Here is a 24,141-nt window from a genome sequence, read left to right as displayed (position 1 = left end):
CTCACCCTTTCTTGAGACGCTGCACAAGCAGCACGATGAAGTAGCCGCCGCCAGCGACCACGGTGACGACACCGACCGGGACGGGTTCGGGCAGGGCGTACTGGGCGACCAAGTCGGAGACGCTGAGGAGCGCTGCGCCGACCGCGGCCGAGCCGACCAACGTGGTGCCGGCCGACCGTGTCACAAACCGGGCGAGGTGCGGGGAGACAAGCGCGAGGAACATGATCGGTCCGGCGACGCTCGTCACGGCAGCCGTGATGAGGACCGCGACGGTGAGCATTGTCCCGCGCGCGACACCGATCCGCACGCCGAGCCCGGACGCCAGGTCGTCACCGAGTTCAAATGACCGGACCGACGACGCGGCGACGACCACGAACGGCGCGAGGACGATGAGGACCGCGCAGATCGCGGTCAGCTGCGGCCACCTGACTTCGTCGAGCGACCCCTGTCCCCAGACGGTGGCCCGCGTCGCGACCGCGGTCGTGGCACGGAGCACGATGATCGAGTTCACCGCCGTCAGCGCGGACGCGATCCCGACACCGACGATGACGAAGGCGTCCCCGGTGCGTCCCCGACCGGCGGACAGTCCCCAGACGAGAAGCGCGGTCGCGATCCCGCCGATGAAGGCCCCGGTGGTCACGGCGAGGACGGCGCCACCGAACGCGGTGATGCCGACCAGCGCGCCGGTGTACGCGCCGGCGTTGAGGCCGATTACGTCCGGGCTGCCCAGCGGATTCCTGGTGAGCGACTGCACGAGGGCCCCGGTGAGGGCGGCTGCGGCGCCGAACACGATGGCGGCCACCGCGCGTGGCAGGCGCCACTCGACGACGACCTTCGTGGTGAACGGCGTGGCGTGCCCGAGGAGGGCGCTCCAGACCTCGGTGGGCGCGAGCGGGAGAGCACCGCTGCACAGGGCGACCACGAGCGCCACGGCGCAGACGACCGCACTGACCGCGACCGTTCCACCGACGCGGGTGTTCACGATCGCCGAGAACGCGCTGTTCCGCACCGTCCGACGGCCGCGACCGAACACGACGGATGCGCCACGCGTCTCCAGGCCGGTCATGCGGTGACCCGCCGTCCGCGCGCGATCATGACGAGCACGGGGGTGCCGATGATCGCCGTGATGAGCCCGGCCGGCGCCTCCGCGGGCCAGATGACGAGGCGGCCGACGACGTCGGCGAGCAGGGTCAGGTCGGCACCGCCGACCGCGCTGAGCGCGAGGATCCAGCCGATGCGCGGGCCGGAGACGACCCTTGCCAGCTGGGGCACCATGAGGCCGACGAAGACGATGGGGCCGGCCGCTGCCGTCGCAACGCCGGCGAGCAAAGTGATTGCGGCAGCAGCCGCTATCCGGACGCCGGTCACATTGACGCCGAGGCCACGTGCGAGGTCGTCGCCGAGCGCGAGCTGCCCGAGGGGAGCCGCGACGAACACGGCGAGGACCGCGCTGACGAGCACGAGTGCCGCGGTGAGCCCCACGGTCGCGATGTCGCGGTTCGCCAGGGACCCTGAGGACCATCCGCGGAGCACGTTGAAGTCGGCAGGGTCGACGAGCGAGAGGCCGTTCGTGATGCCGAGGCAGACGGCCGAGAACGCCGTACCGGTGAGCACGAGGGTCGCCGGGGTCGCCCGCCCGGAGAACCCGATTGCGTAGACCGCGACGGACACCACGAGCGCTCCCACCAGGGCAAGCCCGATCTGCTGCACGAACGCCGTCGCGCCGAACGCGGCGACCCCGATCACGACCGCGAGTCCGGCGCCGGCGTTCACGCCGAGCAGCCCCGGGTCCGCGAGCGGGTTGCGGGTGAGTGCCTGCATGAGTGCACCGGCCAGGCCGAGCGCGGCGCCGACGACCATGCCGAGCAGCGTCCGTGGGATGCGCATGCCGTCGATCACCGCCACGGTGGCAGCGGCGGATTCGTGCCGGAGCGATGCGACGACGTCGGCGGGGGAGAGGAAGCTCGCCCCGACGAAGACGCCGCACCCGGCGAGCGTCGCGAGCAGCACGAGGCCAATCACGAGGGTGATCGCAGGGGCGGTGATCGGTCGACTCGGCGCCCGCAGGGGCGCGTCGAGTGTCGTCACGACTGGCCAATCTCCTTCTCGAATGCCTTCCACCGTGCGCGGGCGTCGGACGCGTCACCCGCGGTGTCGTCACCGGCCAGGAACCCCTTCAGGTCTTGAAGCACCCAGTAGGTCGAGAACCCGTAGCCGCCGCTCCAGAAGTCGCCGTCGACGGTCGGGGTCTTGCCGGCCTTCGACGCGGCGAGCGTCGGGAAGACCGCGAGGTCCGTGATCGTTTTCGGGTCGTAGTTCGTGCCGGAGGTGATCGCGACGACGTCGGCATCGTGTTCCGCGAGGTTCTCGGGGGAGAGCTGCGACCAGCCGCCGTACGACTGCGACGCGTCGACCTTCGCGGCCGCGGACTCGGGGCGTGTGAAACCGGCGTCCGCGATGAGGGTCGAGATCGTGTTCGAGGAGTCCATGCTCAGGATGAGGTTCTGCTGCGCGTATGACATCAGGACCGAGACGGACATGGGGGGCGACGGCTGCGAGGCTTTGATGTCGGCCGTGTCCTGTTCGAGTGCGTCCATGACTTTGTCCGCCTGGGCCTTGCGGTCGAAGTACTCGCCGTAGGCCGAGACGACGTCCTGCCAGGACGCGGTGTAGAGCGCGTGCACCGTCGGGGCAACCTGCCCGTACTTCGGTAGCTTGATGCCCTGGCCCTCGGACTGCGTCGCGACGATGAGGTCGGGCTTCTCGGCGGCGACCTTCTCGAGGCTCGGGAACGCTGTGGAGCCACCGACGTGTTCGACCTGCACCCCGGCGGCCTTGATGACGTTGGCGGGGACGGTCGTGTTCCACGAGTCGAATGCGACGGTGGGAGTGATACCGATGCTGAGCAGGTTGAGCGCGGCGTTCTCGTCCACGGCGATGATCCGCTTCGGGTTCGTCGGGATCTCCTGCCTGCCCGCGACGTCGGTGATCGTGCGGGTGGGGGGAGCGTCGTCCGCGCTCGCGTCGGAGCTCGAGGTGGAGCATCCGGCGAGGGAGGCGACGAGAGCGGCGGCGAGCACGATGGCTGCCGAGGCGGGGACACGACGGAGCATGTCGACCTTTCGGGTTCAGATGATGATCATTCTCATCCTAGAACACTGTTCTAATAAGACGCCAGTCGAAGCGAGCCACGCGTAGGGTTAACGGGTGCCACGGAAGCTCGAGCAGTCGTTCCACGTCGGATTGACGCCCGACCGCGTTGTAGACGTCGCGGTGAAACTCACCAGGGAGTCGCACCTGGCGTCGTGGTCGATCCGCGACCTCGCCGGTCGTCTCGACGTTGCACCTTCGGTGATCTACCACCACGTCGGCGGGAAGGACCTGCTGAGCCGCAGCGTCGTCGAGAGATTCCTCCAGCAGATCCGCCTGCCGCCCGAGGACCTGCCGTGGCAGGACTGGTTCCGCGGGGCCCTCGTTAACGTAGCCACACTCGCCACGGAGACGCCGGGAGTTGCGAAGTGGATCCTGATGCACGGTCCGGTCATCGCCACGGCGCAGCCGGTGCTCGAAGCCGGGCTTAGGGTGCTGGCTAACGGTGGATTCGGGGACAGGGTCAACGCGGCGCTGGCGGTACTCCTCAATAACACCATGATGTCGGTGTCGCTCGGCGACGATCGTCGGCAGCACGAGGACGACGGCCCTCGTGACCATGTCACGATGATGACGGACTTCTCGCAAGAGGGAGCATCGGAGCGTCTGCAGTCCATGCGTGACGATTTCGTCGGGGCGTTTGCAGCGGGCGGAGCGGTGGCTCGGGAAGCGCGGCGAGCGTATCTCGCACTGGTTGTCGAGACGACCATTGCCGGTCTTGAATCGGTGCTGCGGCCAAGTGCCTAAGTTTGAACTAGTAGTGCCGACGCGCCATTATCGGAACTGGCCCCGCCGCCTCACCTGGTTGCCGACGGCGCAGTGGACGGTTCGGTGCTCGGGTGCGTCAGCGTGTCAGCGTGTCTGCGGGGGTTTGGTGGGGGAGGGCGTGAAATGAGCGCATGCCGCCTCGTATTCCGCAGCTTCCGCCCACGGTTTCGGTGCACGGTCATCGCCTGCAGCTGGTGTTGGTGCCGTCGGAGACGGCGAGGAAGACGTGGCACGTCACCGAGCAGCTCGGCGAGCACCTGGTGGGACAAGCGCCTCTGCAGTATGAGCATGGCCAGTTCAGCACGGAGGCGTCGACGGGAATGATCACCGACGCAGACTGGGGCGTCGTCCTGCGGCGAGCATTTGGGCGGAGTTGGTCACCACCAAGGTGACCCGTTGCCGCCAGCTGGCTAGAAACCGTGGGGCGGCCTGCTCGATTCAACGGCGGGCGCGCACGGTGGTTGGGGTTCGAGGTTCCAGGCAAGGTCGGTCTGTGAGCCGTGAGGCCGATGCGGCGTAGCGTCACTGGGGCTACCCCGCGTTCCCTAGGTGCGGGTGCCCGATTCCCTGTTTTCCGGGCTGACTTCGTCTTGATCATGCGTCGAATTTGACGGCGTTGTAGCGCGCGGGCGATTGTCTCCGGACCCGGACCAACGACGACCGCCCGGGCATCCCCTTGCGTACGCCCGTATCCGGGTTGGTGCTGCCTGAGGTGAGCTGCACCCCTGCCCGGGTCCATGAGCTCGTCAGCTGGGTGGGGCGATGGGGATGTCCCAGTAGGTGGGTTGTTCGTACTGTTCGGACCAGCCGCGGCGCATGCGTGCGGCGGCGCGGTCGAACTCGTTGACGACGTCTGTGTCGGCGGTGAGTAGGTGTTGCAGGCGGAGGCCGTCGTAGAGGGCGAGGAGCTGCTTCGCGCCGCGGACCGGGTCCATCGTCGCCGGCTCCCGGCCGTCCCGCACGTCCGCGACGAGGCCCTCGTGGATGACTTCGCGGAACCGTCGGTACGCGGACCGGTAGTAGTCCGCGCCGTCCAGGGTTGGGTCTGCGGAGGAGGCGAGACTGTAGGCCAGCAGCTCCATCAGCGCCGGTTCTTCGGCATGTGCCGTCATCAGGGCGTGCAGGAACGCGACGGTGCCCTTCTCACTGATCAGGGGTGCCAGGGGTGCGGAGATCGCTTGCGTCCACCGTTCCACGGTCGCTGCGAGCAGTGCACGGTCGGTGGGGAAGAACTCCCGCACCGATTCCGAGCTCATCCCTGCGTGTTCGGCGGCGAGGTTGAGGGTGAACCGGGTCACGCCGCCGTCGTGGAGGGCGGTGATCGCACCGTTGATCGCCCGGGTCCGGGGTGCTTCCTCGTCGGCTGCGGTCCGGCTTGTCAACGGTGCCAGGGGGTGCTTCCGGAACCAGTCCAACAGTCCGCGGGCGCGGGTGAGGCCTGCAGCGGAGTCGAGCGGTCGGCTGCCGGCGAAGAGGTCGCTGAAGCCGGGCACGTGCTGCATGAGGGGGTCGAGGGGTTGGAATGCCATTGACCAGTCCGGGAACGACCGCTGCCCGATCTGCTCGTCGAGGAGGACACGGACGTTGGTGTGGCGGGGGTCGATGCGGACCTGCTCGAACCGGGTTTGCACCACGTCGTCGTCGCCCTCGAGGATCCCGAGACAGTTGTCGCCCTTGTGCGCGAGGATCCCCGTCACCCCGAGCGCGGTGTTCTTCTCCCGGCCGACCGCGAGGATCTGTGCGAGCTCGGTGTCCGTGATCGGACGGGTCTGGGTGCTGGTGTACACGATTGAACGCATCAGTCCTGGTCTCCCTGCTGGCCGGATGTGACGTCACCACGAGTCAACGACCCCAGCCGACATGCCACAACCCCACATTCGAGCCACCTGGTCACTCGTCCGACAGAGGATCGGCTTTCGGGCGGTGGTGCTCGTGGCAGGAACGAGCGGTGGTGTCGTATCCGCTTACGTCGGTGTGGTGCTGCCGGGTTCGCGACGAGTGCCCGTGGCGCGTTACGGTCCCGTCGCGGCCGTGCGATGCCGTTGCCGGGGATTGAGGGTGCGACGGTGTTGACGGGCGTGTTCTGGGAGGTGCGATGTGCTTGGCATGGTTGCCGGCTCCCGGGAATGGTCGCGGTGTCGTTTCGTCCGCACGCGGTGGGCCCTGCGGGGTGGGCGTTGACGGTATGTGAGCATCATGCTGTCCCGGTTCCCGAGAGCGTGGCCGGGCAGGGATGGGGTGTTGGTGTGAACGCGTTGCGGTTGCGGGGTCGGTCGGAGACGCAGTGGGACGTCATCGAGAGCCGGACGGACCGAGTCGTCGGCCGGGTGATCCTTGAGAACGGAGCGTCTTTCCTCACCGATGTTGACGGTGACACCGAGATCGGTGCGTTCTACCGTCTCGAGCAGACCGTGCCGGCTGCGGCGGCCGTCCTTGGGGGGAGCTTCCTCGATTCGTGACCGTGGGTCTACGGTCGGTGCATGTCGGCGTCGTCGGGCGAGCTTGCAGCGGTGGGGATCGATGTTGGTGCGCAGAAGCCGGCGGTGGCTCGGGCGTTGGAATGTATCGGGTCGCGGTATCGGGGGCGGCTGACGGCGCCGGAGATCGCGGCGGCGAGCGGCTACAGCAAACGGGGCCTGCAGGAAGCGTTCCAGCGGGACCTGGGGATGCCGCCCTCCCTCGTAGTCCGGGTGCTGCGGTTGCACCGGGCACGGCAGATGATCCTCGCGAACCCGTATCAGCCAGTCGGAACGGCTGCGGCGGCGAGTGGGATTGCGCACTTCGGCCGGTTCTCCGGCTACTACCGGGCCCAGTACGGTGAGACACCGTCCGAGACCGCACACGCCGCCCGCGCCCAGTTGCCGGCCTGACGGCTCCAGCGAGTGCCCTGGAGTTGCGGCTGCCAGGGGCAGATACGCAGACCGGTATCGCGTCGGGTCCGGCGTGAGAGAACGATCGTTCCCCCTGTTTTGGGGATGGATGCGCGTGGTGAGGGCTGTTTGACTCTGTTCATGAGCAGGTTCGGGTATCTGCTCCGCAGCTGAAACCGCGTTTGTGTGGTGTCGCTCCGGGATGTCTGGCCGCCTTCGGGTGGCGGCCAGACACGCCCCGTTCGGTCCGTCGCCAAAGCGGAGTCCTCTGTAGTGCCGACTTGTCCGCACATGCGTGTGCTCGCACGCTTGGTGGTGCGCCCCCTGTTCGGGTCAGGATGCGGCGCGTGCGGGATGTCGGCGGCGTTGGGTGCGTGGCCGACATCCCGAACTTCTTTCGGGGAACCGGACAGCAAGGCCCGCCGGCACCGCGTCGGTTCTATGCTGTGTGGAGCGCTCCGCGGCAGTGATGCTTGCGTGACACTCGTTTCCCGTTCGAGAGACTTGCCGTTCCTGCCGTGAGGCTGGTGGGGGAGTGCGCTATCCCGGGGGTGGCGGGATGACCCGAACGTTCCACCACCCCCGGGAACCCACTTTCGCTGGTAGCGGCATGCCGGACCTACTTGAGCGTCAGCGCGGCCACCAGCAGCGTTGCCGTGACGGCGGCAAGGGCGCCGAGGAGTACCCATTGCCACCAGTGCATGCGCAGGCTCCCGCGCGGCCGGCGAACCGGGGTGGGCTTCCGCCGTCGAGAAGATGGGTGGCTCATCGGTTGCACGGTACGAGCCGTCGGTTCGTGCAGACTGTGTGGCAGCAGCTGGGTGGTTCCCGCTGTCAGCGGGGTGGGCTGCTACTGATCCGGTGTCTCACCCCGCGCTTCTCACAGACAAGGGACACCCCAATGAGCCATGAACATCCTGCCGGCGCGAGCGCGCTAGGGAGGTTCCGGGTGGTGCTGTCGTCTGATCGCCGGTCGGGGTGGTCGTTGCAGGAACGAGTGGAGCAGCTCGTCCGGGACGCCATCGCCGATGGCGTCCTTGTGGAGGGTGATCAGTTGCCGCCGTACCGAGTCGCCGCAGCAACGTCCGGGTTGAGCATCCACACGATCCTGAACGCGTACCGGGCACTGATAGTCGACGGTGTGGTGGGGTCGGTGCCCGGTGACGGCTACTTCATCGCCGGCCCGGTCCGCTACCGCGACTTCTTCGCCCCACCCTGCGAGCCGCCGCCTGCGTCAGTGTCGGCTGGGGAGCCGCGGGCGTAGGTAGCCCCGGTGAGATGTTGTCGGCTAGGACTTGTCCTCGAACGCCACACGCGCCTCATGGGGCAGACGTTTTCGACCGCAGCTCGGTGGAGGCCGGTGTTTCTCCGCGGGTGTCGGGGCGGAGCTAGGAACAGGGCTGTAATCCCGTTGAAACAGTTTCGCGGTGGGGTGGAGGCATGGACATCACTGCACCGGAACGTTCCCCCGCTCGCTGGTACCGCTCGCTCTTCGTGCAGATCGCGATCGGTGTGGCTCTCGGCGTCCTGGTCGGGGTGTGTGCTCCGTCCGCAGCTCCGGTGCTGAACATTGTCGGCCAGGGGTTCATCCGCCTGATCGAGATGGTGATCGCACCGCTGGTCTTCATCGTCGTGGTCACTGGCATCGTGCACGTCGGTGATCTCCGAGCCGTCGGACGTATCGCCGGCAAGGCGATGGTCTACTTCTTCCTCGCGTCGTCGTGCGCGCTCGTGTTCGGTCTGCTGGTCGGCAACCTGGTCCGACCCGGAGCGGGACTCCAGATCGATCCGTCCTCGCTCGATGGCTCCGCGGTCGCGGCGAAGACTGCGGGCGGGAGCATTCCGGACGCCGGCACGTTCATCCTCGATCTCATCCCGTCCAGCGTCGCCAACGCGTTCGCGACGAACGACATCCTGCAGGTGCTCGTCTTCGCGGTGTTCGTCGGGTCCGCGATCGCGGCGATCGGCCCCGATCGGTCCCGCTCGCTGGTGCGGGGGTTGGACCTGTGCCTCGAGGTGGTCTACCGGATTCTGGGGTGGGTGATGCGTCTTTCCCCGCTGGGTGCGTTCGGTGCGATGGCGTACGTGGTCGGGCAGTACGGCATCGAGACGCTCGCGTCCTACGGGCTCCTCATCGCCGCCTGCTACGGGGCTGCTGCGGTGTTCATCGTGGCGCTCCTCGTGATCGGGCAGATCCTGACCGGTGTCCCGGTCTGGCGGTTCGTCTGGCACACCCGGGCCGAGTTCGGACTTGCGCTCGGGACGGCGTCGACCGAGGCGGTCTTGCCGCGGATGATCACGCGGCTCACCGAAGTGGGCGTCTCCCGTAGTGTTGCCGGCCTCGTCGTCCCGACCGGCTACTCGTTCAACCTCGACGGTGCGGCGATCTACCTCTCGATCGCATTGTTGTTCCTCACCCAGGCGTTCGGGATGCCGCTCACCCTCGAGCAGCAGGTCGCCGCGCTCGGAGTGCTGCTGTTGACGTCGAAGGGCATGGCGGGAGTCCCTGGCTCGTCGTTCCTGGCGCTGTCGGCCACCGCGACCAGTCTCGGCCTCTTCCCCGTCGCAGGCGTCGCGTTGCTCCTCGGCGCGGACCGCATCATGGACTCGATGCGGGTGAGCGTGAACCTGCTCGGCAACTGCGTCGCTGCACTCGTCGTGGCCAGGTGGCAGGGCGCACTCGACCGCGACCGGGTCGACGCAACCCTGCGACCGCGCCGTCGATCGCAGACGCCTCCGGTCCTCGCCGAGCCGGCGCCTTCGGTGCAGTGACGCCGAGCTGACCGCGACACGTTGGATGGAACGTCGAGTGGCCGGCGTCGGGAGTCACGCCTGAGCCGCGGACGGTACGTGCGTCGCGAGCATGCAGGAGAGCGTGGTCCGATCGATGCCGAGGTCAGGTGGAACCGCTGCCTTCGGCGGCCCGTGCCGATCAGTCGACGGGCCTCGGCAACCTGGTCGTCGATGAGCTTGCGGCTGAACTCATGGCGATGTACGAGGAGGACAAGCGGTCTCGCACGTACGCCGGGCTCCGCGCGTCGCGATCGTTCTACAGCGATCAGGACTGCGTGGTCGAGGCTCGTGCCGCTGAATGCTTTGATCCCGCAACGGCGGCTGCGCAATCGACGGGGATCGGGTCTTCGTTCGCGCCGGAACCTGGGTCGATCATCGTCCGTGCAAGCCCGAGTCTCTACGTCGATGATGAGACGGCGGCGCTGCACAGGGGCCGTGGCGTGGTCGTCCGTGATGTTCCGGGCGCTGCGCACTCGGTCTGGTACAGCCGCTTCAACGAATTCGTCGCCGCACTGCCCGAGGCGTTCCGGTAGCCGATCCCCGATCGGAACAACCACGAGCGACCGAAGCGGCGTTCGGTTGCCGACCGTCTTTCAGGACGCGATCACAACTGGTAGCGGTGCGAGATCGACGGCCAGAGGCCGAGGTGCAGGCACGCGATAGCCTTCCGCGTGCGATGACAGAAGACGCGTCAGCGTCTCCGAAGAACAGGCACATGCGTCGTTCTCGCTTGCGGAATGCAACTAGCAGAGATCACCGAACTGCACGTGAGCGCTAACGCAACGGTGCAGGAGGGCGCCTAGCCGTCGACTTCACGTGTTTAAGGACTCCCTGGACGAGGGCGGCGCGCCAGCACAGGGGTTCGTGCCCGCCGGTGAACGGTGTGGCGGTGGCGTCGTGGCCGTGTGCGCGGAGTCGTTCGGCGGCGGTGCGGGTGTGGTGCGGGGTCGTGCCCTCGAGCGTGCCGGCGTGCAACAGGACCCGGGTGGGCGCGCCGGGCGACGGAGCGAGCTGCTCGTGGATCCAGGGTGTCGCGTCGATCGGCGGCATGTCGGCCGGGGTCCGCCCGCCGGCCGGGTGCCACCACATGGACGGGGACTGCGCGACGACGGTGCCGAAGGCTGCCGGGCGCCGTGCGGCGAGCAGGAGCGCGGTCAGCCCACCGAGACTCTGCCCGGCGAACCAGGTCCCCTCGCGATCGGCGTCGACCCCGGTGGTTGTCCGTGCCCAGGGCAGGCAGGTGTCGGCGAGAAACTCCGCGTACCCGGTGTCACCGCCGAGCCGGGCGAGCCGTTCGTCCCGCGTCCCGGAGTCGAGCGCCGCGATCGCCACCGGCTCCCCGACGAACGCAGCCAGGACAGCAGGAAGGTCGAGCTGCTCGATCCACGTCCGGCCGTCGGTGAGCACCAGCAGCGTCCGGGCGTCCGCGGGTGACGTCGTCCACGCCGTACCCCACGGTGTCTCGTGGGTCGTGACGTCCACGTGGGGTCGGTGCCGGGTCGCCAGGTCGGGCAGGGGCGCGTCTGGCAGCGCGAGCTCGACGGTGGCGGTCGGTCGCGGTCCGACCAGATCCCAGGGGCGCCCGCCGAAGTGTCCGTCCGCTGGCGCCTCTGCGTCGAAGGTGCGGAAGGCGTATCCGGCGCGGAGGTCTGCCGGCAGCTCGAGTTCGAGCCACCAGACGTCGGTGCCGGGTACCCGGGTCATCAGCCCTGATCGCCAGTGCGACCGGTCTGTGACGCGTGCGATGCCGCAGTGCACGGCCCGGGCACGGTGCTCGCGGTGAAGGAACGTGACGCGGACGGAGCCCGATCGGCCGACCCGCTCGACGACCGGCTCGTCGGGCGACACGGACGCCCAGAACGCCCGGAGCGCGGCGGCGTCGGTGCCGTGCAGAGCGGACAGCCGGTCGCGGAGCGTCACGAGTCGGCCTGGTCGAGCGCGTCGAGTTGGTCGAGGGCGTCGAGGAGCCCGTGCCGCCACCAGCCCATGTCGTGTCCGCCGTCGTAGGCCTCGAGCGTGACTGCGGCGCCGGCGTCCCGGGCGATCGGCGCGAACTGTTCGGCCATTTCGAGCATGTCGGCCTCCCCGGTGCCCGCCTGCAGCACGAGCCGGCTGGCGGCACCCGGTCGGGTTCCCGTGCCGAGGACCGTGCCGAGGTCACCCATCACACCCCGCGGTCGTCGCGGGGGCTCGTCGGCACGGAAGTGGAACGACCCCGACTGGACGATCGCCGTCGGAGCGACGTCCGGTCGCAGCATCGCGATGGCGGCTGCCGCGAGACCGCCGTAGCTCTGTCCGGCAACGATCCTCGGCAGGTCGAGCAGCGCCGGGTCCAGGGCGGGCAGGACCTCGTCGGCGACGTGGGCGGCGACGACCTCCGGGTGTGGGAGCAGCGCACACCGACGCGCAGGCGAGTGGGACGGTACCAGGGCCACGGCGCGGGGCACGGCGGCTCGCTGCCAGGCGTCGAGGATGCCGTGCTCAAGCCACCGCTCGCCGTCGAACAGGACGACCAGGCCCACCGGGCCGTCGGGTGCCAGCACCGTGAGGTCGTGGCCGTCTCGGTGGGGGACGGTCATCGTGGTGACGCGGCGTCGGAGGCGGGTCGTGGGCTCCCAGGCTGGGTGCCCACCCACGGTGGTGGGCGACGTGGCGGAGCCGAGCCGTGCCTCCAGGTCGGTGTCCGAGCCACTCATGCGTGGACCGCCGCACGCCCGGCCAGCGGTACCACCAGCGGTGTCCCCGTCACCGGGTCGGGGACGACGACGGAACGGAGGCCGAAGACCTCCTCCACGAGTGCCTCGGTGACGATGTCCGCGGGCGCACCGGACGCGACCACTTCTCCGTCCCGCATCGCGACCAGGTGCGTCGCGTAGCGGCACGCCTGCGCGATGTCGTGCAGGACCGCGACGATGGTGCGGCCGTCCTCGTGGAGTTCGCGGCAGAGTTCGAGCACCTCGATCTGGTGCGTCACGTCGAGGAACGTCGTCGGCTCGTCGAGCAGCAGCAGCCCGGTGTCCTGCGCCAGCACCGTCGCGAGCAGCACCCGCTGCCGCTGTCCGCCGGACAACTCATCGATCCGCCGATCCGCGAGCGCCCGGACCCCGGTGGCGTCCAGTGCAGCATCCACCGCGCGCTCGTCGGCATCGGACCACTGTCGCAGCAGCGTCTGGTGCGGGAAGCGACCGCGGGCGACGAGGTCCGACACCGCGATACCGTCCGGCACGACGACCGACTGCGGGAGTGATGCGAGCTGCCGAGCGAACTCCTTCGCCCCGAACGACCGCACGGCACGGCCGTCGAGCGAGACCGTGCCGCCGGCCGGGTCGAGCAACCGTCCCAGGGCACGCAGGAGTGTGGACTTCCCGCACGCGTTCGGGCCGATGACCACGGTGAAGCCGCCGTCTGGGATCTGCACGCCGAGGTCCTCGGCGACCACCCGGTCCTGGTACGCGAGCCGGAGCCGGTCCGCGACGAGACGTGGTTGCGACATGGTGTTCCCTTCCATCAACGTCCCCGTGAGAGGAGCCAGAGCAGGTACCCGCCGCCGAGCACCCCGGTGACGAGGCCGACCGGCGCGGACAGGTCGAGCGGCAGGTACTGCGACCCGAGGTCCGCCGCGGTGAGCAGGAACGCCCCGAGCGCGGCTGAGCCGAACAGCGGGAGCGAACCCCCGCGGGTGAGCCGGAGCGCGAGTTGCGGTGCCGCCAGGGCCACGAACGAGATCGGTCCGGCCGTGGCGGTGGCGAACGCCACGAGGACGACCGCGACCGCCATCGTCCCGAGCCGCACACGATCGACCGCGACACCGGTCTGGCGGGCCATGTCATCGCCGAGTTCGAGCGCGCGCAGCCGGGAGCCCGCGAGGAGGAGCACCGGGACGAGCAGGACGACCGCGGTCAGGGTCGGCAGGACCTCCTCCCACCCTCGGGCGTTCAGCGTGCCGACGAGCCAGATCTGCGCGCCGATCGCGTCGTCTCGCTGGCTGCGGGTCAGGAGCAGGTCGTTCAGGGCGTTGAGCAGCGCGCCGACGCCGATGCCGACCAGCACGAGTCGGTAACCACCGAACGTCCGGCGGCGCGTCGACAGCAGGGTCGTGACGACGGCGGTGGCGAGACCGCCGGCCACGGCGGCGGCCGCCACGATGGTCCCGGGTGCGCCGAACCCGACTATCGCGATGATTGCGCCGGTCGCCGCGCCCGTGGTGAAGCCGATCACGTCGGGGGAGCCGAGGGCGTTCCGCGAGATGGTCTGAAACACCGCGCCCGCGATGCCGAGACCTGCACCGACGACGACGCCGGCGACGAACCGTGGCAGGCGGATGCCGACGAGGACACGTTCGACAGGGGCGTCGCCGGCGCCGGACAGGGCGGCGAGCACGTCGGCGACGTGGATCTCGTACGTCCCGGTGGTCATCGTCACGATCCCGACGGGGACGAGGGCGACCACGAGGACGGTCGCCACGATCACGGCGCGGGGATGCCACCGCCAGGAGGCGCGGCCCGAACGGGAGCGCCAGGTGCGGGTGGCGGGGCGGTTCGGTCGGACCGCGGTCCGGTCCTGCGCCGCGGTCACAGTCGGACCAGCCGGCGTCGTCGCGCGAGCGCGATGAACACGGGAGCGCCGACGACGGCGGTGACGATCGACGCCTCCACCTCGGCCGACGGCAGGAGCACCCGCCCGAGCACGTCGGCGCCGAGGACGAGGTCCGCCGCGAGCACCGCCGACAACGGCAGGATCCAGCGGTAGTCGGGCCCGGTGACCAGCCGGACGGCGAGCGGAGCCACGAGTCCGACGAACGCGAACGGCCCGGCTATTGCCGTGGCGCCGCCGGCGAGCAGCACGACGAGGACCGCGCCCGCGATGAGGACCCGCCGCGGTGCCGCGCCAACCCCACGACCGAGGTCGTCCCCGAGCGCCAGGGCGTTGAACGACGGCCCCAGCGCGATCGCGACGAGCACCGTCGGCACGACCACGACGAGGGCCGGGACGACGAGCGCGCCGTCCCGTCCCTGCACCGAGCCGACCGCCCAGTGCCGGAACGTGTCGAACACCGACGGGTAGTTGATGAGGAGTGCCTGCGTGTACGAGCCGAGCATCACGCTGAGGGCGGCCCCGGCGAGGGTCAGGCGCACCGGGTCGGCGCCGCGGCGGAACACCCCGCCGAGCGCAGCGACCGCGAGCGCCCCGACTCCGGCCCCGACGAACGCGAAGCCGAACGTGCCGAAGGTCCCGAGGACCCCGGCGGTCAGGGCGGTCCCGGTCGCGGTGAACGCCGCGGCTCCCGCGTTCACGCCGAGGATGCCGGGTTCGGCCAGCGGGTTCCGGGTGAGTGCCTGCATGATCGTCCCGGCGACACCGAGGGCAGCGCCGGTGAGGGCAGCGAGCGTCGTCCGCGGCAGCCGGAGGTCGACGACGACGCGGTGCGCGGCGTCGGTCGGGTCAAAGGCGGTGACGGCGCCGACGACGTCCGCGGGGTCGATCGTCCTGGTGCCCGTGAACACGCTCGTGACGGCGAGGACGCCGAGCAGCACGAGCCCGCCGATCGACACCAGGACCAGACCCGCGGCACGGCCCCGCCGCTGCTGCGACGGGGCCGTGCCGGTGGAGCGGACTGCCAGGGCAGCGGTCACGCGAACTCCTTCTCGACGATGTCGACGATCTCTTCGGCGCTGTAGTAGTCGATGCGGAACGAGTCCGGGCCGAGGGCGACGACGTTGCCCGACTCGAGAGCCGGCGCAGTGCGCAGCACCGAGGTGGACTCGAGATCCTCGGTGGTCGAGTCGCCGCCGCTGATGACGAAGACCGTGCTGCCGGTGAGTGCGGAGGTCACGTCCTCGATGGACAGGAACGCGAAGTCGTTGCGGGACTGCTCACTCGTGTCGAGGTCGTTGTCCGCGCCCTGCACCGTGAAGCCGAGGGCGTCGAGCAGCTCGGCGTGCGGGCCGCCGGGCTTGGCGAACGCGGTCGTGTTCTCGGTGCCGTTCCAGACGATCGCGTTCGCGTCGCCCTCCGGCACAGTGATCTCCTTCGCGACGTCGGCGACGTGCTCGTCGAAGTTCGCGATGACCTTCTTCGCGTCGGACTCGTGGCCGGTGGCCGTGCCGAGCGCGGTGGCGAGGTCCTGCCAGCTCTCGTCGCCGTAGTCGAGGACGATCGTCGGGGCGATCTCCGACAGCGCGTCGTACTCGTCGACCGTGCTGTCGGCGCCGCTGGCGGACACGACGATCAAGTCTGGTGCGGCTGCGAGAACCGCTTCCTCGTCGAACTCGAGGTTCGGGTACAGCTCCGCGACGTCACGCTCCTTCGCGACCGAGGCCCACTGGCTGAAGTAGCCGTCGTCGTCTGTGATGTCGCTGGGGGTCGTGGTGGCCGTAGCGGTGACCGGAGCGTCGATCGCGAGCAACGACCCGGTCAGGGTGATGGACGTCGAGACGATGTTCTCCGGCTTCGCGGTGATCTCGGTCGAGCCCTTCTCGTGCGTGATCGTGCGGGGCCAGGTTCCCTGGTCGCTCGCGGCCGTCGCGGACGCGTCGTCCGGGGCGCCCGTCGATTCGGAGGCGCAGCCCGCGAGGGCGAGGGACGCGGCGACGAGTACGGCGGCAGTGGTGAGGAGGCGTGGTCGGGACATGGGGTGGTGGGCTCCTGTGGGGGATCGGAGGGGAGGTCGGTCAGTCGTCGTCGGACTCGTGGTGGTCGAGGTTCACGACCCCGGCCCGCCAGTAGCCGTCGACGTCGTACTGGTGGCGTTCGAGCCGTTCGCGTAGCAGGCGGCGCAACGGCTTCAGCTGCGTGCTCTCACCCGCGGCCCAGACGAAGGCGCCGGGTGCGATGCGGTCGCGCACGGCCGCGGCGAGGGCGTCCGCGCGGCCGGCGCCGAGCGGGGCGACGGCCCAGTGCACGGTGGCACCGGGGACGTTCGGGAGCGGGTACTCGTCGACGCTCTGGACCACGGCGACGACGTCGATCGACCGGTCGCCGGGCGTCGTCGCGTGGGCGTCGAGCCACCGCCCGACGGCGGGGAGCGCGGTCTCGTCCGCGACGAGCAGGTACCGGTCGTAGCCCTGCGGGTACCGGTGCGAGCCGCGTGGACCGAGCACGCCGAGGCGGTCGCCGACCCGGGCCGTCCCCGCCCACCGTCCGGCCAATCCGTGGTCGTGGAGGACGAAGTCGACGACGAGGCCACGTTCGTCGAACGCGCGCACCGTGTAGTCACGGGCGACGGGGAAGACGCCCTCCCCGCGGACCACCCGGTCGTCGCGGATCTCGGGCACCGTCACGACACCGTCGGCGTCGGGCACGAGCACCTTCACGTGGTCGGTCGCCGCGTTCGCCGGGAAGGGGAAGTCCGGTTCGAGATCCGGGCCGCCGAGCACGAGCCGGCGGTAGCGGGGGCCGATGTCCTCGACCGCGAGCACCTCCAGCGTCCGGGCGCGCAGGGGGTGCATGACGGTCGTGATTTCGAGGTCGGTCATCGCAGGCACCCGACTAACTTAGGATTGCCTTACCTCAATCGCTTGCTCGGAAAGGACATGCCTTGTCGTCGACCGGACCCGCTGTGACGCTCGTCGACCGGATCGTCACCCGGCACGACGCAGACGAGCTGACCTGGGTCGTGACGGGTGCGTGCGAGGTCGTCGTGGCCGGTGTCCGGTACGCCGTCGACACCCGGACCGCGCTCGCGATCCCGGCCGGTGTGGAGCACGAGGTGGTCCCGCGGCCCGATTCGATCGTGTTCCCGCTGCTGTTCCCGGGCGGCTTGTTGCCGGTCGTGGAGGACGCCGCGCCACGGGTCGCCGTGAACGGGGCGACCGCGGTCCCGCGCACTCCAGCGCTCGAAGCCTGCGCCCGGGTGATCCTGCAGCCGGGGCTGAGCACGGACGATGCCCTCGCCGTTGCCCTCGCTACGGTCCGCGACCACGTCGCCCGTGCCGACGGTGTCGTACTGCCCCCGCTGCCGCGAGACGTCCGTGCTCGCACCGTCGCCGAGGCGATCCTGCGCACGCCCGGCGACGACGTGACGCTCGACGAGTGGGCTGCTAGTGTGCACGTCTGCACGAAGACCCTGCAGCGGGCATTCCGAGAGACCGGGATGACCTTCCCGCGCTGGCGCAGCACCGTCCGACTCGTGCACGGCCGGGACCACCTCGACCGTGGGGCTGAGATCGCGGCGGCTGCACATCGCGTCGGCTACTCGTCGGTGAGTGCCTTCACCACGGCCTTCCGACAGCAGTTCGGTGTCACACCGGGCGCTTACGTCGCCGAGCGTCAGCGCGGGTCCGCTTCTCCTCCCCGATGATCTTGGCAACGGTGGCTAATGGCATGGAACTCGTCGATGTGCTCCGCGGCGCCTCATCGGCGCCAGCGATTGCTACCTCGAGTACGCCCGGGCGAACAAGGGGTGGCTGGTCCCAAAGGAGCGCAATGCTGAGGTACGTCGATGGCTAGCGGTTGAGTAAGAACCTTGCTCGCGAGTTCAGCGGCAAAGTCGAGGTTCGCTACGCGGGCACCTGACCCATGCTGGGCGCCGTGCGATCGGCCAGTCAGCCTCAACGGTCTCGGAGTCGCCCCGAGACCGCTAACGCTGACTGTCCGTGAGCCGGTCGTCCATCGGTAAACGACAACTGTCGCCTTGGAAGACCCCCGTTGCCTGCTGCAGGCTGATCAGGGGTATTGCCGTATGCCTGTCCCGCAAAATGCCCGACGAAGGGCCGCCAAACGCTACACAGCGGCGACGTCGCTGGCAGCCCCATCTGTGGAGGCGGGGGAGAGGGGTGTCGCGAGCATCCGGTAGAGGGTCGTGCGGTCGATGCCGAGCCCGCGGGCGACGGTTGTCTTGGGGACGCCGGTGCTGATGAGTCGGCGTGCTTCGACGATCTGGTCGTCGGTGAGCTTACGGTTGCGGCCCTTGTACTTACCGGCGGCTTTGGCGATGCGGATGCCCTCGCGTTGGCGTTCGCGGATCAGGGTGCGTTCGAACTCAGCGAACGCACCAAGGAGGTTCAGCATGAGCCGGCCAATCGCATCATCCGTGTCGCGGCTGTAGGTCTGCTGTTCCTTCACGAACTCGACCGAGGCGCCCTTGGTGGTGATCTCGTCGATGATGTCGCGGAGGTCGCCGAGGGAGCGGGCGAGCCGGTCCATGGATGCGACCCGGACCACGTCGCCGTCACGGACGTATCCGATGCAGTCGAGCAGTGCGGTTCGGTCGGTGCGGGAGCCGCCGGAGATCTTCTCCTCGAACACTCGATCGACGTCGCCGACGGTTTCGAGTTGCCTGTCGAGGTTCTGATCGATCGAGCTCACCCGAACGTACGCGACAATCTGCGTTTTGTGTTGCAGCACCCCTAGAGCCTTGCACACTCCTGTAGCAAAGGTACGAATCGGCACCCTAGAACTACGCGAATCGACCACCCAAGCCCGTGTTGCGTTGGGGTATACCCCAGCGCGGCATCACGATCACCCTTGGCAAGCTCGCCTCGTTTCGGCGCTGATGAGCACTGCACAATCAGCCCGAACGGTTGCCACACGACACGCTGGCGGGCAGCGTAATCCCTGCCTGGCAGCGCGCTGTTCGTGATGGCGCCCTGCTGCCGGATGCATCGGGAGTCTCGCTGCGAGGTTGGACGAAAATGTCGGTGGTACGCGCTGAACTAGTCCACGCAGGTGCTAGCCTGCACCCCGGGGTTGCGGGGAAGGCGGAGGTCAGTGGACGAAAATGTAGACATGCGGGAAGAATTAGTCCACGTGTCGAGGTTGGCAGCGGCGGGTGCCGATGCAGACCTGCGGCTGTACGTCAGCAGGCTGGCTCGACGATACCGATCTAAAGACCCGTCACTTTCGCAGGAGCTCGCGGCTTCCCTGAAGGAGAGGCCGGCACGCGCACGACCGGAGCGGTTTGCTCCGGGGACGGCAGCGGCGGCAGTGGAAGATGGTTCCCTCGCGGTCCTGCGGACCACCCTGCCCGAGGACCTCAACCTCGAACCTCCCGTATTCGCCCCGGAGCTCGAAACGCAGTTGCGCCGACTCCTTCTTGAGCGGCACCGCGCCGCGGATCTTGCCCGACATGGTCTGCGCGCGGCAAGTTCGGCTGTTTTCGTCGGCCCGCCGGGAGTTGGGAAGACCCGCTCCGCGCGATGGATCGCTGCCGAGCTCGGCCTGCCTTTGCACTCATTGGACCTCACTGCGGTGATGAGTAGTCGTCTCGGTCAGTCCGGCGCGAACCTCCGCTCAGCCCTGGATAGGGCGAAGGCGGAACCGTCTGTGCTATTCCTCGACGAGGTTGACGCGATCGCCAAACGACGTGATGACGAAGGCGATGTCGGTGAGCTGAAGCGACTCGTAACGATCATGCTGCAGGAACTCGACGAGTGGCCGTCGACAAGTCTGCTACTTGCTGCGACGAATCATCCCGCGATTGTAGACCCGGCGCTGTGGCGCCGATTCGATGTACGGGTGACTTTCACTGTGCCGGACGGGCAGGTCCTCAGTAAGGCGATTCAGCGCTTCCTTGGCGACGACGCCGATCTCGCTCAGTATGCGGGTGTATTCAACTCCGTCTTCGCTGGCGAATCATTCAGCGAGATTGAACGGTCGTTGCTGACTATGCGTAAAGCGCATATTCTTGGAGACGGTGATACGCAGTCGATCGTGGCGGAGGTCGTCGCGGAACGAGCACGTGCACTCAGCCGGGACGAACGGGTCCTTCTTGCCAGTGCGCTGACTGGAGCGGGCAAGATTTCGCAACGTCGAGCTTCCGAGCTGGTCGGGGTCAGCCGCGACACGATCCGCAAACACGCGAAAGACGGCGCATTTGCTGGCGCCAACTAACTCACAAAGGACAGCACGGGGGAATAATGCCTAACTACCTCATCGGAAACGGCGAGCTGCTTGTCGAGCCGATCGGACCGCCGCCACGCAACCCCTCGAAGGAGCACCCATACACGGTGGATGAAGCACGAGCACGGCTTGCGCCGATGCTCCGGTCGACCATCGTGCAGTTCGAGGAGTCCCCGGACCTGGCACCGAACGATGTTCAGGTGGTGAAGTTTGTGCTTCACCCAGCCTACGTTGCGAAGTCCTACCACCCGGGAGGGATGCTCCGTGCTGCTGGGCTGGAGGTTGTCGGTAGTCGCGAACTACGTACACGAGTGGTTAAGCACACTGGTGCGAACGACACCGAACGGGAGTACACGACCTCGGCGCTCTACGTTGCTGGCACGAGGGGCATGTTCCTCCGTCTCGCGCAGTCCTTAGAGTCGCCAGAACCGCTGATGCGTGAGCTCGGCGACATCCGGGAGTTCGAAGCAATTACCAGCTTCACAGCCGGTGAGAAGATGAAGAGCGGCGGGTCGGATGCTCGTGACAATGTGTACGAACTCGTCGTACACAAGCCCTCCGCAGGGATGGCGCCCGACAACAAGACGGCCCTTCTCGCCGCCGCCGCATCGTTGTCCGTCGAGATCGACCCGGACCGCGGCTTTGAAACTGAGTCGCTCTGGTTTCTTCCCGCCCAGGGTTCCGTGGAGGCGGTCCAGCGGCTCGCGTCATTTTCAACGCTTCGCGTCGCTCGGCCGATGCCACGACTGAATCTGGAGCCGATACGGTCCTCGGCGACCGTGCCATCTCTGCAACTACCTGATCCTCCAGCTCGCCGAGACGGGGTGCGTGTTGCGATCCTGGATGGCGGACTTCCAACCGGGCACCCGCTCGGGCCTTGGATTGAGTTGTACCGGGAAGCGAATCCGACTGCTGGCACCGTCGACGCGTACGCAAACCACGGGCTTGCCGTAGCGTCTGCGTACCTCTTCGGCCCGCTTAACAACGGCCAGGCGGCCGGACCGCCCCCGTCAAGAGTCAGCGTCATCCGTGTGCTTGACGACAGCGTGGGTGCTGAGGACCCGTGGGAACTTTACGGAGTCCTCGGACATGTAGAGGCCGTCCTGCTGTCCCGGGCTTTCGACTTCGTCAACCTTAGCCTGGGTCCCGACCTGCCGATCGAAGATGATGACGTGCACGCATGGACATCGGTGATTGATGATCTACTCGCGGATGGAGAAACACTGCTCACCGTCGCGGCTGGCAATAACGGCCACCTCGATGTGGCATCTGGGAACGCCCGTGTCCAAGTTCCAGGAGATGCGGTCAACGCTCTAACCATTGGAGCCGTCGGCAACCGATGGGGTGACTGGGCCCGCGCGCCTTATTCCGCCCTCGGCCCCGGCCGGACGCCGGGTCGAATCAAGCCAGACCTCGTAGTATTTGGCGGCAGCGATGATGAATTGTTCCACACTGTTGGTGCAGACGGAGCAAGCTCCGTCGGAATCATGGGCACGAGCTTCGCGGCACCTCTCGCGATGCGCCAAGGAGCGAGCATTAGGGCGCTTCTTGGTTCGGATTTGTCCCCGCTCGCTGTGCGGGCATTAATGATCCACGCGGCGGACCAGGGCACCCACGATTCGGAGCAGGTCGGCTGGGGAAAGCTACCTGAAGATTTCGATGAGATTGTCGTCTCGGGGGACGGGGTGGCTCGCATTATCTATCAGGGCGTGTTGAAACCGGGAAAGTATATCCGCGCGGCGGTCCCACTCCCGAAAGACGGACTCACTGGGATGGTGACCCTGACCGCGACGTTCTGCTTTGCTACCGCCGTAGACGCAGCATCACCTGATACATACACCCGCGCCGGTCTTGAGCCGGTATTCAGACCGGATCTCTCGAAGTTTGGGAAGGACAAGTTTGGGAACGACGCCAAGACACCGATGTCACGTTCGTTCTTTGGAAAACCGGCTTACCAATCGGAAACGAAACGCAGAAGCGATTTCGGAGCCTGGGAGCCGGTGCTGCACAATGCCGAACGCATGCGCGGGTCGACGCTAGTCAGCCCCGTGTTCGATGTGCACTACAACGCCCGCGATGGGGGTGGCATCTCCTCCAGCAAGGAAGAGATGCCATATGCGCTCGTTATTACGCTCGAGGCACCGAAGCACGTTAACCTCCATCAGGACATCCTGGAGGCGTACGCCGGTGTGCTCGTTCCCATCGAACCGACAATCGAGGTTGATCTCGACATTGCGTTGGACAGCTGACATCACCGGATGACGAAGGTGGGCAACCCGCGGCGGAAGAGCGAGGGGCGGTACCTCAGCCGCTCAGCTGACATAAGAGCGCCGTATCGGCTTACACGAGAACAGCCGGCCACCCCTCGGGGTGGCCGGCTGTGCTGCGAGGGGGAGTGGTGTCAGTGTGCGGCGTCGTATGCGTCGCGGACGGCCCGGCTGATGCGGCCGCGTGAGGAGACCTTGTGGCCGTTCGTGTTCGCCCACTCGCGGATTTTGGCGAGCTCTTCCGAGTTGCCGCGGCTACCGGATGTCGCCTCGCTCATCGGCGTGCCCGATAGGTGAGCGCCTGCTCGCCGAGTAAGGCGCCTGTGTCGGGGTTGATCCGTTCGTGGCTTCTGGGGCTTTACTTCCGGCCAGCGACCAGCTGGCGAGGAGGGTGAGTGCTTCCTGAGAGGTGGATCCTGGCTCTGTCGTGTATACGTAGAGAACTTGGTGGGGGTCGCCCGGAAGGTTGAGCGTCTCGAATTGAACGTCGAGCGCTCCGACGATGGGGTGGTTGAGGCGTTTTGTTCCGTGAGTGCGTTGGTGGACTCGGTGATCCGACCACCAGTGGCGGAACTCGTCGCTGGCAAGGGAGAGCTCGCCGATGAGCTGTTGCGTGGCAACGTCGTCCGGGGTTGCCGCTGCGTCGAGCCGGAGGGCTTCGACGGCGTTGCGCGCTTGTTCTTCCCAGTCCAGGAAAAGTGATCGAGCACGTTCATCCAGGAGCAGCCACCGGGCGTAGTTGCGGTGTTTGGCGGGCATCGCCTGGAAGTCGACGAAGAGAGCGCCGGCCAGGGCGTTGGAACTGAGGATGTCGGTGCGGTGTCCGAGGATCAGTGCGGGTTGGAAAGAGAACGAGTTGAGCAACTGATTCATCCCTGGGCGGACACGCTGCACTCCCGGGCGGGTACGAGCCGGAGGCCTCCCCGCGGTCCTGATGAGCGTGTGGAGGTAGGTCTCGCCCGCCTCGTCAAGGGCTAGAGCGGTGGCGAGGGCAGCGAGGACTTGGGCGGAGGGGGTGAGGTGTCGGCCCTGTTCGAGGCGGGTGTAGTAGTCAGTAGACACTCCGGCGAGGAGGGCGACTTCTTCACGTCGCAGGCCTGGTACGCGGCGGACGCGGCCATCGGCGAGTAAGCCCGTGTTCTGCGGATCACGGTTGGCGCGTGCATGTCGGAGAAATTCACCCAGCTCACGGTTCGGGTCGCTCATAGGGTCAGTCTTCCAGGGGTCGACGATGTTCGTGGCGGTCTACAGGGGGCGGGCGTCTGGAGGAAGGTTTCGAAGATCGTCCAGGCTAATTGTGGTGCCGAAGACGCCCCAATCATCGGTGTGTTGATGCCGAAGTAGAACGGACCCCCTGACGCCGAACTGGGATGGACCCCCTGGTTGACGCTAGGAGGGTGATCACAGTGGACACGTGGGCAGAGATCCGTCGGCTGCATCGAGCGGACAAGGTG

The 24,141-nt window shown here is 67.8% G+C and carries 22 protein-coding genes and 1 pseudogene; 9 read left to right on the top strand and 14 right to left on the bottom strand.

The window, feature by feature from the left end; translation table 11 throughout:
• Position 1: 1 nt before the first annotated feature.
• Genes GVL05_RS15785 through GVL05_RS15775 form a run of 3 tightly spaced genes read right to left on the bottom strand, consistent with a single transcriptional unit; the run spans position 2 to position 3,113 of the window.
• On the bottom strand, positions 2–1,066 hold the full coding sequence (locus tag GVL05_RS15785) for an iron chelate uptake ABC transporter family permease subunit (RefSeq protein ID WP_159573745.1): 1,065 nt from the start codon (positions 1,064–1,066) through the stop codon (positions 2–4).
• Entirely contained in the window at positions 1,063–2,088 is a 1,026-nt protein-coding gene (locus GVL05_RS15780; RefSeq protein WP_159573744.1) for an iron ABC transporter permease, read from the bottom strand. The genes GVL05_RS15785 and GVL05_RS15780 overlap by 4 nt, the downstream gene beginning before the upstream one ends.
• Positions 2,085–3,113 carry an ABC transporter substrate-binding protein gene (locus tag GVL05_RS15775; RefSeq protein WP_159573743.1) on the bottom strand — a complete coding sequence of 343 codons (1,029 nt, stop codon included), beginning with the start codon at positions 3,111–3,113 and terminating at the stop codon, positions 2,085–2,087. The genes GVL05_RS15780 and GVL05_RS15775 overlap by 4 nt, the downstream gene beginning before the upstream one ends.
• A gap of 94 nt (positions 3,114–3,207) precedes the next feature.
• Here GVL05_RS15775 and GVL05_RS15770 point away from each other — a divergent pair, with 94 nt between their 5' ends.
• Positions 3,208–3,897 carry a TetR/AcrR family transcriptional regulator gene (locus tag GVL05_RS15770; protein ID WP_159573742.1) on the top strand — a complete coding sequence of 230 codons (690 nt, stop codon included), beginning with the start codon at positions 3,208–3,210 and terminating at the stop codon, positions 3,895–3,897.
• 767 nt (positions 3,898–4,664) lie between these two features.
• Here GVL05_RS15770 and GVL05_RS15765 read toward each other — a convergent pair.
• Entirely contained in the window at positions 4,665–5,717 is a 1,053-nt protein-coding gene (locus GVL05_RS15765) for a BLUF domain-containing protein (protein WP_235036013.1), read from the bottom strand.
• A gap of 447 nt (positions 5,718–6,164) precedes the next feature.
• Between GVL05_RS15765 and GVL05_RS15760 the strand changes: the two genes are divergently transcribed.
• The 5 genes from GVL05_RS15760 (at position 6,165) to GVL05_RS15740 (ending at position 10,114) form a co-directional block, all read left to right on the top strand.
• The gene (locus GVL05_RS15760; RefSeq protein WP_159573740.1) at positions 6,165–6,377 is read left to right on the top strand and encodes a hypothetical protein; all 213 of its coding nucleotides are present in this window, start codon (positions 6,165–6,167) and stop codon (positions 6,375–6,377) included.
• Positions 6,378–6,398: 21 nt separating this feature from the next.
• Positions 6,399–6,788, top strand: coding sequence for a helix-turn-helix domain-containing protein (locus GVL05_RS15755; protein ID WP_159573739.1), 390 nt, complete (start codon positions 6,399–6,401; stop codon positions 6,786–6,788).
• A 997-nt stretch (positions 6,789–7,785) separates the two neighbouring features.
• Entirely contained in the window at positions 7,786–8,052 is a 267-nt protein-coding gene (locus tag GVL05_RS15750) for a GntR family transcriptional regulator (protein WP_159573738.1), read from the top strand.
• A 176-nt stretch (positions 8,053–8,228) separates the two neighbouring features.
• Complete coding sequence (locus GVL05_RS15745) at positions 8,229–9,560, top strand: cation:dicarboxylate symporter family transporter (protein ID WP_159573737.1); 1,332 nt, start codon at positions 8,229–8,231, stop codon at positions 9,558–9,560.
• Between the two features lie 128 nt (positions 9,561–9,688).
• On the top strand, positions 9,689–10,114 hold the full coding sequence (locus tag GVL05_RS15740) for a hypothetical protein (RefSeq protein WP_159573736.1): 426 nt from the start codon (positions 9,689–9,691) through the stop codon (positions 10,112–10,114).
• Positions 10,115–10,355: 241 nt separating this feature from the next.
• Here the strand turns inward: GVL05_RS15740 and GVL05_RS15735 are convergent, their stop codons facing one another.
• The 7 genes from GVL05_RS15735 to GVL05_RS15705 all read right to left on the bottom strand — a co-directional run bounded on the left by GVL05_RS15735 (position 10,356) and on the right by GVL05_RS15705 (position 17,056).
• Positions 10,356–11,501 (bottom strand): alpha/beta hydrolase-fold protein, encoded by a 1,146-nt coding sequence (locus GVL05_RS15735; protein WP_159573735.1) that lies wholly within the window; start codon positions 11,499–11,501, stop codon positions 10,356–10,358.
• Positions 11,498–12,277 (bottom strand): esterase family protein, encoded by a 780-nt coding sequence (locus GVL05_RS15730; RefSeq protein WP_159573734.1) that lies wholly within the window; start codon positions 12,275–12,277, stop codon positions 11,498–11,500. The genes GVL05_RS15735 and GVL05_RS15730 overlap by 4 nt, the downstream gene beginning before the upstream one ends.
• Complete coding sequence (locus tag GVL05_RS15725; RefSeq protein WP_159573733.1) at positions 12,274–13,074, bottom strand: ABC transporter ATP-binding protein; 801 nt, start codon at positions 13,072–13,074, stop codon at positions 12,274–12,276. The genes GVL05_RS15730 and GVL05_RS15725 overlap by 4 nt, the downstream gene beginning before the upstream one ends.
• A 14-nt stretch (positions 13,075–13,088) precedes the next feature.
• A complete protein-coding gene (locus tag GVL05_RS15720) occupies positions 13,089–14,051 on the bottom strand; it encodes an iron chelate uptake ABC transporter family permease subunit (protein ID WP_235036012.1) in 963 nt (320 codons plus the stop codon).
• 101 nt (positions 14,052–14,152) lie between these two features.
• Positions 14,153–15,214, bottom strand: a complete 1,062-nt coding sequence (locus GVL05_RS15715; RefSeq protein WP_200849244.1) for an iron ABC transporter permease — start codon at positions 15,212–15,214, stop codon at positions 14,153–14,155.
• On the bottom strand, positions 15,211–16,212 hold the full coding sequence (gene fepB / locus GVL05_RS15710) for a Fe2+-enterobactin ABC transporter substrate-binding protein (protein WP_159573732.1): 1,002 nt from the start codon (positions 16,210–16,212) through the stop codon (positions 15,211–15,213). Before fepB ends, GVL05_RS15715 begins: the two co-directional genes overlap by 4 nt.
• A 40-nt stretch (positions 16,213–16,252) precedes the next feature.
• A complete protein-coding gene (locus GVL05_RS15705) occupies positions 16,253–17,056 on the bottom strand; it encodes a siderophore-interacting protein (protein ID WP_159573731.1) in 804 nt (267 codons plus the stop codon).
• A 62-nt stretch (positions 17,057–17,118) separates the two neighbouring features.
• Here GVL05_RS15705 and GVL05_RS15700 point away from each other — a divergent pair, with 62 nt between their 5' ends.
• Positions 17,119–17,880 (top strand): AraC family transcriptional regulator, encoded by a 762-nt coding sequence (locus GVL05_RS15700; RefSeq protein WP_235036011.1) that lies wholly within the window; start codon positions 17,119–17,121, stop codon positions 17,878–17,880.
• A 422-nt stretch (positions 17,881–18,302) separates the two neighbouring features.
• On the opposite strand, the gene GVL05_RS15695 is transcribed toward GVL05_RS15700, so the two are convergent.
• Positions 18,303–18,926, bottom strand: coding sequence for a recombinase family protein (locus GVL05_RS15695; RefSeq protein WP_200849243.1), 624 nt, complete (start codon positions 18,924–18,926; stop codon positions 18,303–18,305).
• 381 nt (positions 18,927–19,307) lie between these two features.
• Between GVL05_RS15695 and GVL05_RS15690 the strand changes: the two genes are divergently transcribed.
• Together GVL05_RS15690 and GVL05_RS15685 are read left to right on the top strand one after the other, a co-directional pair.
• Positions 19,308–20,411, top strand: coding sequence for an ATP-binding protein (locus GVL05_RS15690; protein WP_159573728.1), 1,104 nt, complete (start codon positions 19,308–19,310; stop codon positions 20,409–20,411).
• A 26-nt stretch (positions 20,412–20,437) separates the two neighbouring features.
• Positions 20,438–22,669 carry a S8 family peptidase gene (locus tag GVL05_RS15685; protein ID WP_159573727.1) on the top strand — a complete coding sequence of 744 codons (2,232 nt, stop codon included), beginning with the start codon at positions 20,438–20,440 and terminating at the stop codon, positions 22,667–22,669.
• A gap of 152 nt (positions 22,670–22,821) precedes the next feature.
• Here GVL05_RS15685 and GVL05_RS15680 read toward each other — a convergent pair.
• Positions 22,822–22,950: pseudogene (locus tag GVL05_RS15680) on the bottom strand (histone-like nucleoid-structuring protein Lsr2); the annotation flags it as partial.
• Complete coding sequence (locus tag GVL05_RS15675; protein WP_159573725.1) at positions 22,943–23,893, bottom strand: helix-turn-helix domain-containing protein; 951 nt, start codon at positions 23,891–23,893, stop codon at positions 22,943–22,945. The gene GVL05_RS15675 and the pseudogene GVL05_RS15680, both read right to left, overlap by 8 nt.
• Positions 23,894–24,141 lie beyond the last annotated feature (248 nt).

Source organism: Curtobacterium sp. 18060 (genome assembly GCF_902706105.1).
In the GTDB taxonomy this organism is placed as follows: domain Bacteria; phylum Actinomycetota; class Actinomycetes; order Actinomycetales; family Microbacteriaceae; genus Curtobacterium.
The sequence above is the reverse complement of the archived record's forward strand: the minus strand, read 5'-3'. Positions and strand labels throughout refer to the sequence as shown.

What these genes read in the sequence shown, in the direction of transcription:
- GVL05_RS15685 (WP_159573727.1), top strand. Translation starts at nt 20,438, where the DNA reads ATGCCTAACTACCTCATCGGAAACGGCGAGCTGCTTGTCGAGCCGATC.
- GVL05_RS15705 (WP_159573731.1), bottom strand. Translation starts at nt 17,056, where the DNA reads ATGACCGACCTCGAAATCACGACCGTCATGCACCCCCTGCGCGCCCGG.
- GVL05_RS15775 (WP_159573743.1), bottom strand. Translation starts at nt 3,113, where the DNA reads ATGCTCCGTCGTGTCCCCGCCTCGGCAGCCATCGTGCTCGCCGCCGCT.
- GVL05_RS15730 (WP_159573734.1), bottom strand. Translation starts at nt 12,277, where the DNA reads ATGAGTGGCTCGGACACCGACCTGGAGGCACGGCTCGGCTCCGCCACG.
- fepB (WP_159573732.1), bottom strand. Translation starts at nt 16,212, where the DNA reads ATGTCCCGACCACGCCTCCTCACCACTGCCGCCGTACTCGTCGCCGCG.
- GVL05_RS15745 (WP_159573737.1), top strand. Translation starts at nt 8,229, where the DNA reads ATGGACATCACTGCACCGGAACGTTCCCCCGCTCGCTGGTACCGCTCG.
- GVL05_RS15675 (WP_159573725.1), bottom strand. Translation starts at nt 23,893, where the DNA reads ATGAGCGACCCGAACCGTGAGCTGGGTGAATTTCTCCGACATGCACGC.
- GVL05_RS15690 (WP_159573728.1), top strand. Translation starts at nt 19,308, where the DNA reads ATGCGGGAAGAATTAGTCCACGTGTCGAGGTTGGCAGCGGCGGGTGCC.
- GVL05_RS15755 (WP_159573739.1), top strand. Translation starts at nt 6,399, where the DNA reads ATGTCGGCGTCGTCGGGCGAGCTTGCAGCGGTGGGGATCGATGTTGGT.
- GVL05_RS15785 (WP_159573745.1), bottom strand. Translation starts at nt 1,066, where the DNA reads ATGACCGGCCTGGAGACGCGTGGCGCATCCGTCGTGTTCGGTCGCGGC.
- GVL05_RS15725 (WP_159573733.1), bottom strand. Translation starts at nt 13,074, where the DNA reads ATGTCGCAACCACGTCTCGTCGCGGACCGGCTCCGGCTCGCGTACCAG.
- GVL05_RS15765 (WP_235036013.1), bottom strand. Translation starts at nt 5,717, where the DNA reads ATGCGTTCAATCGTGTACACCAGCACCCAGACCCGTCCGATCACGGAC.